The sequence below is a fragment of the Psychrobacillus sp. genome (assembly GCF_056205495.1).
Genome location: NZ_JBAEAP010000368.1, coordinates 1 through 4,629 on the forward strand (window position 1 = coordinate 1; position 4,629 = coordinate 4,629).

Annotated in this window: 6 protein-coding genes; all 6 read left to right on the top strand. The window is 39.8% G+C overall.

What is annotated here, in order from left to right:
- A partial coding sequence (folP, locus tag AC06OU_RS11005; protein ID WP_475855776.1) for a dihydropteroate synthase occupies positions 1-536 on the top strand: 536 nt, incomplete at its 5' end.
- Between the two features lie 3 nt (positions 537-539).
- Positions 540-905: a dihydroneopterin aldolase gene (gene folB, locus AC06OU_RS11010; protein ID WP_475855778.1), complete on the top strand. Its 366-nt coding sequence runs from the start codon at positions 540-542 to the stop codon at positions 903-905.
- Positions 899-1,420, top strand: a complete 522-nt coding sequence (gene folK, locus AC06OU_RS11015; RefSeq protein WP_475855783.1) for a 2-amino-4-hydroxy-6-hydroxymethyldihydropteridine diphosphokinase — start codon at positions 899-901, stop codon at positions 1,418-1,420. Before folB ends, folK begins: the two co-directional genes overlap by 7 nt.
- 2 nt (positions 1,421-1,422) lie before the next feature.
- A complete protein-coding gene (locus AC06OU_RS11020; protein WP_475855780.1) occupies positions 1,423-1,551 on the top strand; it encodes a helix-turn-helix domain-containing protein in 129 nt (42 codons plus the stop codon).
- 41 nt (positions 1,552-1,592) lie between these two features.
- Positions 1,593-2,618: a tRNA dihydrouridine synthase DusB gene (gene dusB / locus AC06OU_RS11025; RefSeq protein WP_475855782.1), complete on the top strand. Its 1,026-nt coding sequence runs from the start codon at positions 1,593-1,595 to the stop codon at positions 2,616-2,618.
- Between the two features lie 159 nt (positions 2,619-2,777).
- Positions 2,778-4,268, top strand: coding sequence for a lysine--tRNA ligase (lysS, locus tag AC06OU_RS11030; RefSeq protein WP_251557205.1), 1,491 nt, complete (start codon positions 2,778-2,780; stop codon positions 4,266-4,268).
- The last annotated feature ends 361 nt before the right edge of the window (positions 4,269-4,629 follow it).

Consider the following 4,629-nt stretch of genomic DNA (forward strand, 5'->3'; position numbering starts at 1 on the left):
CAGCTGTAGCTAGAGCAGCTATAGAGGCCGGGGCGCACGTCATTAATGATATTTGGGGAGCTAAGAAAGATCCGGAGATTGCCAATGTGGCAGCCGAATTCAATGTCCCAATTATACTCATGCACAATCGAGATGGTGAGGACTATGTAGATTTTTGGATAGAGGCGAAGAAGGATTTAGAAGAAAGCATCCATATTGCCAGGACAGCAGGTGTACCTCATGAAAATATTTGGTTAGACCCAGGTATAGGATTTGCAAAATCTCATGATCAAAATATTTTAATGATGCAGCATTTAGCTGACCTCGTGGATATGGGCTACCCAGTATTGTTGGCTACTTCCCGTAAGCGTATGATTGGCAATGTATTAAATTTGCCAGTGGACGAACGTGTGGAGGGTACTGGAGCAACAGTATGCTATGGTGTCCAGCTTGGCTGTCACATAGTGAGAGTTCATGATGTCAAGGAGATGGCAAGAATGACGAAAATGATGGATGCTTTATTAGGCAAAGCACCTGAGATGAAAGCGGAGGCTTAACAGATGGACTATATTCATTTAAATGATTTAGAATTTTACGGATTTCATGGGGCACTTCCAGAGGAAACAAAGCTCGGGCAAATTTTTAAAGTAACGGTGACTCTTGCCTGTGACTTAAAAAAGGCCGGGGAAACAGATAATTTAGACGAGACGGTTAACTATGCTGAGGTATTTGAGCTTTGTAAGGAAATCGTGGAGGGAAAACCTTATTTGTTAATAGAAGCTGTTGCGGAAAGAATTGCTTCTCGAATACTGGAGCAGTATAAGGAAAAAGTAAGTGGATGTCGAATACATCTAGTAAAACCAAACCCTCCTATAGTAGGCCACTACACTTCAGTAGCTGTTGATATAACGAGGGGTACATTATGAACGTAGCATACATTTCCTTAGGATCGAATATAGGAAATCGATTAGAGTTTTTACAAGAAGCAGTTGGTTTATTGAAGGAGACACAACAGATAGATGTTCTGAAGGTGTCATCGGTCTATGAGACAGCTCCAGTCGGTTACGTGGACCAAGCAGCATTTTTAAATATAGTTGTAGAACTGAAGACTTTATTTACTCCACATGAATTATTATCAAAATGCAATGAAATAGAGGACTTACTAGGGAGAAAGAGAATAGTCCGCTGGGGTCCAAGAACAGTAGACCTTGACATTTTGTTGTATAATGAAGAAAATATGAAAACAGAAGACCTCATTATTCCTCATCCTAGGATGGCAGAAAGAGGCTTCGTGCTTGTTCCGCTTATGGAGTTAAATCCTAATATAATCGATCCGCGGACAAAACAAGCTTTTTCGAATTTAGTGCATGACCAGAAAGAGGGCGTCCATTTATGGAGAAAGTTCGATGGGGTCGACGCATTCGTGCATTTCGAAGGTTAAAGATGATCAAGCAAGTCGAGCTTGCAAAAGAAATGGATATGTCTGTGTCTATACTTGGGAAAATTGAACAAGGGAAGCGAGCTCCAACCGAAGCACAGTTGGAAAAGATTGCTGCCATACTTGATATATAGCTAGAAGAACTAAAAGGAGAAATAGAGGCAGGTGAAGATAAATGACAAATGCACCGACTAAGCCATTTCAAATTGGTAACCATGTAATGGATAACCGGGTGGTTTTGGCACCTATGGCTGGTATTTGTAACTCAGCATTCCGTCTAACGGTTAAAGAGTTTGGAGCGGGACTTGTCTATGCAGAAATGATTAGCGATAAGGGAATTGTTCAAAAAAATGAAAGAACATTAAGCATGCTTTACATTGATGAACGTGAAAATCCATTGTCTTTGCAAATCTTTGGCGGAGAAAAAGAAACACTAGTAGCTGCAGCGCAATATGTTGATCAGCACACTTCAGCTGATATTATTGATATTAACATGGGTTGCCCAGTGAATAAGATTATAAAATGTGAGGCTGGGGCAAGATGGCTCTTAGACCCTAACAAGATATATGAGATGGTATCTGCAGTTGTAGATAATGTAAAAAAACCTGTAAGTGTAAAAATGCGTACAGGCTGGGATGAAGAACACTTATATATGGTAGAAAATGCACAAGCAGTCGAGCGCGCTGGTGGAGCAGCCGTTGCCGTTCACGGGCGTACTCGTGTACAAATGTATGAGGGAGAAGCAAACTGGGATCTAATACGACAAGTGAAAGAAGCAGTTAATATTCCCGTCATCGGTAATGGGGACGTGAACACTCCACAAGATGCAAAACGTATGTTAGATGAAACAGGCGTCGATGGTGTAATGATCGGACGAGCAGCATTAGGTGATCCGTGGATGATTTATCGTACAGTAGAATACCTTGAAACGGGACAGTTAAAGCCTGAACCTACTGCGCAAGAGAAGATTGACGTATGTTTACTGCATTTTGATCGTCTAACTGCTCTTAAGGGAGAGCGTATTGCGGTCCGGGAAATGCGTAAGCATGCAGCTTGGTATCTTAAAGGAATCCGTGGAAACGGGACGGCTAGAAATATGATTAACCAAACAGAAACTGCACAAGAGCTTAAGGATTACTTGCGCTTCTTTGCAGAAGAGTCTTTAAAGGAATATAATGAGGCTAGCACAATTCTTGCTTAATTTAGTGGGCTGTCACATCAAGTGACGGCTCTTTCCGTTTTTTATTTAGTCGTCAGGTCAGTGACAGAAATAAAAGATGAAGTAAACACTGAAATTGTGTACAATAAATGCAACGTAAAGGATACTTGCGAATAATAGATTGTAAAAGGAGTGAAGGAAATGTCTAACATGGAAGAATTAAATGATCAACTTTTGGTGAGACGCCAGAAGATGACTACGATACAAGAAAAAGGATTAGATCCATTTGGCGGAAAGTTTGAAAGAACTCATTTAAGTGACCAAGTTGTTTCTGAATTTGAAGAGTTCACAAAAGAGCAGTTAGAAGAAACACCTCACGAAGTAGTAATAGCTGGGCGAATCATGACGAAGCGTGGAAAAGGAAAAGCTGGGTTTGCGCATATACAAGACCTAGGCGGCCAAATTCAGATTTATGTACGAAAAGATGCAATTGGTGAAGATGCTTACGAGCTATTTACTACAGCAGACTTAGGTGACATCGTAGGAGTTCGAGGTAAAGTATTTAGAACTCAGGTAGGTGAATTGTCAGTAAAAGCAACAGAGTTTACCTTCTTAACTAAATCCTTACGTCCAATGCCAGAGAAGTTCCACGGTTTAAAAGATGTTGAACAACGCTACCGTCAACGCTACTTAGATTTAATGACTAGTGCTGAAAGCAAAAACACTTTTATCACTAGAAGCCGTATTATTCAATCTATGCGTCGTTACCTAGATAGCCAAGGCTATTTAGAAGTAGAGACACCATTGTTACATACTGTGGCAGGGGGAGCAGCAGCTCGTCCGTTTATTACTCATCACAATGCATTAGATATGGAGCTTTATTTACGAATTGCAATTGAATTACACTTAAAGCGTCTAATTGTGGGCGGTTTAGAAAAGGTTTATGAAATAGGCCGTGTATTCCGTAATGAGGGTGTATCTACTCGCCATAATCCTGAATTTACAATGATTGAGTTATATGAGGCATACGCTGACTATAAAGACATCATGAATCTAACAGAAAATCTAGTAGCGCATGTTGCTCAAGAAGTTCTTGGCTCTACTACAGTTATGTATGGAGATGATGAGATCAATCTTGCTCCTGGTTGGAGACGCTGGCATATGGCGGATGCAGTCAAAGAGACTTCAGGAGTTGATTTCTGGAAAGAGATGACGAAAGAAGAAGCTCATGCCTTGGCTAAAGAACATGGAGTAGAAGTAAAACCTTCTATGGAAGTGGGACATGTACTAAATGAATTCTTTGAACAAAAAGTAGAAGAAACTCTAGTACAACCAACATTTATCTATGGACATCCAGTAGAAGTTTCTCCACTTGCGAAGAAAAATCCAGAGGATGGACGTTTTACAGATCGCTTTGAGCTGTTTATTGTTCGTCGTGAGCATGCTAATGCTTTCACAGAGTTAAATGATCCTATCGATCAACGTAATCGCTTTGAAGCGCAATTAGAAGAGAAAGCTGCAGGAAACGATGAAGCACATGAAATGGATGAAGATTTCTTAGAGGCATTAGAATATGGAATGCCACCAACAGGTGGACTAGGAATTGGAATAGATCGTTTGGTAATGTTATTAACAAACTCCCCATCTATTCGCGATGTTTTATTATTCCCTACTATGCGTCATAGAGATTAAAGAGATTAAGAATGGGACACTACTAGTAGTAGTGTCTCTTTCTATTTATACGACTATATATTGGGTGAGAATTATTTTAATTATTTTACTTTTAAAAAGCCCTTGTAAAAGGTGCTGACAGGGTGGTATAGTAATCAAGTTCCCAATTTTACTTCTAAATCTCACAAAAATAACTTGAAAAAAGTTGTTGACATTGAAAAGTAGATTTGGTAAGATAATAAAGTCGCCAAAACGAACGGCGCAATGAACATTGAAAACTGAACATGCAAAACGTTAAGACATACAGCATCAACAAGCTTCGGCTTGATTGACGCAAAACAATTTTTGACATCATTTAATGATGATGCCAGCAAAACAAAAT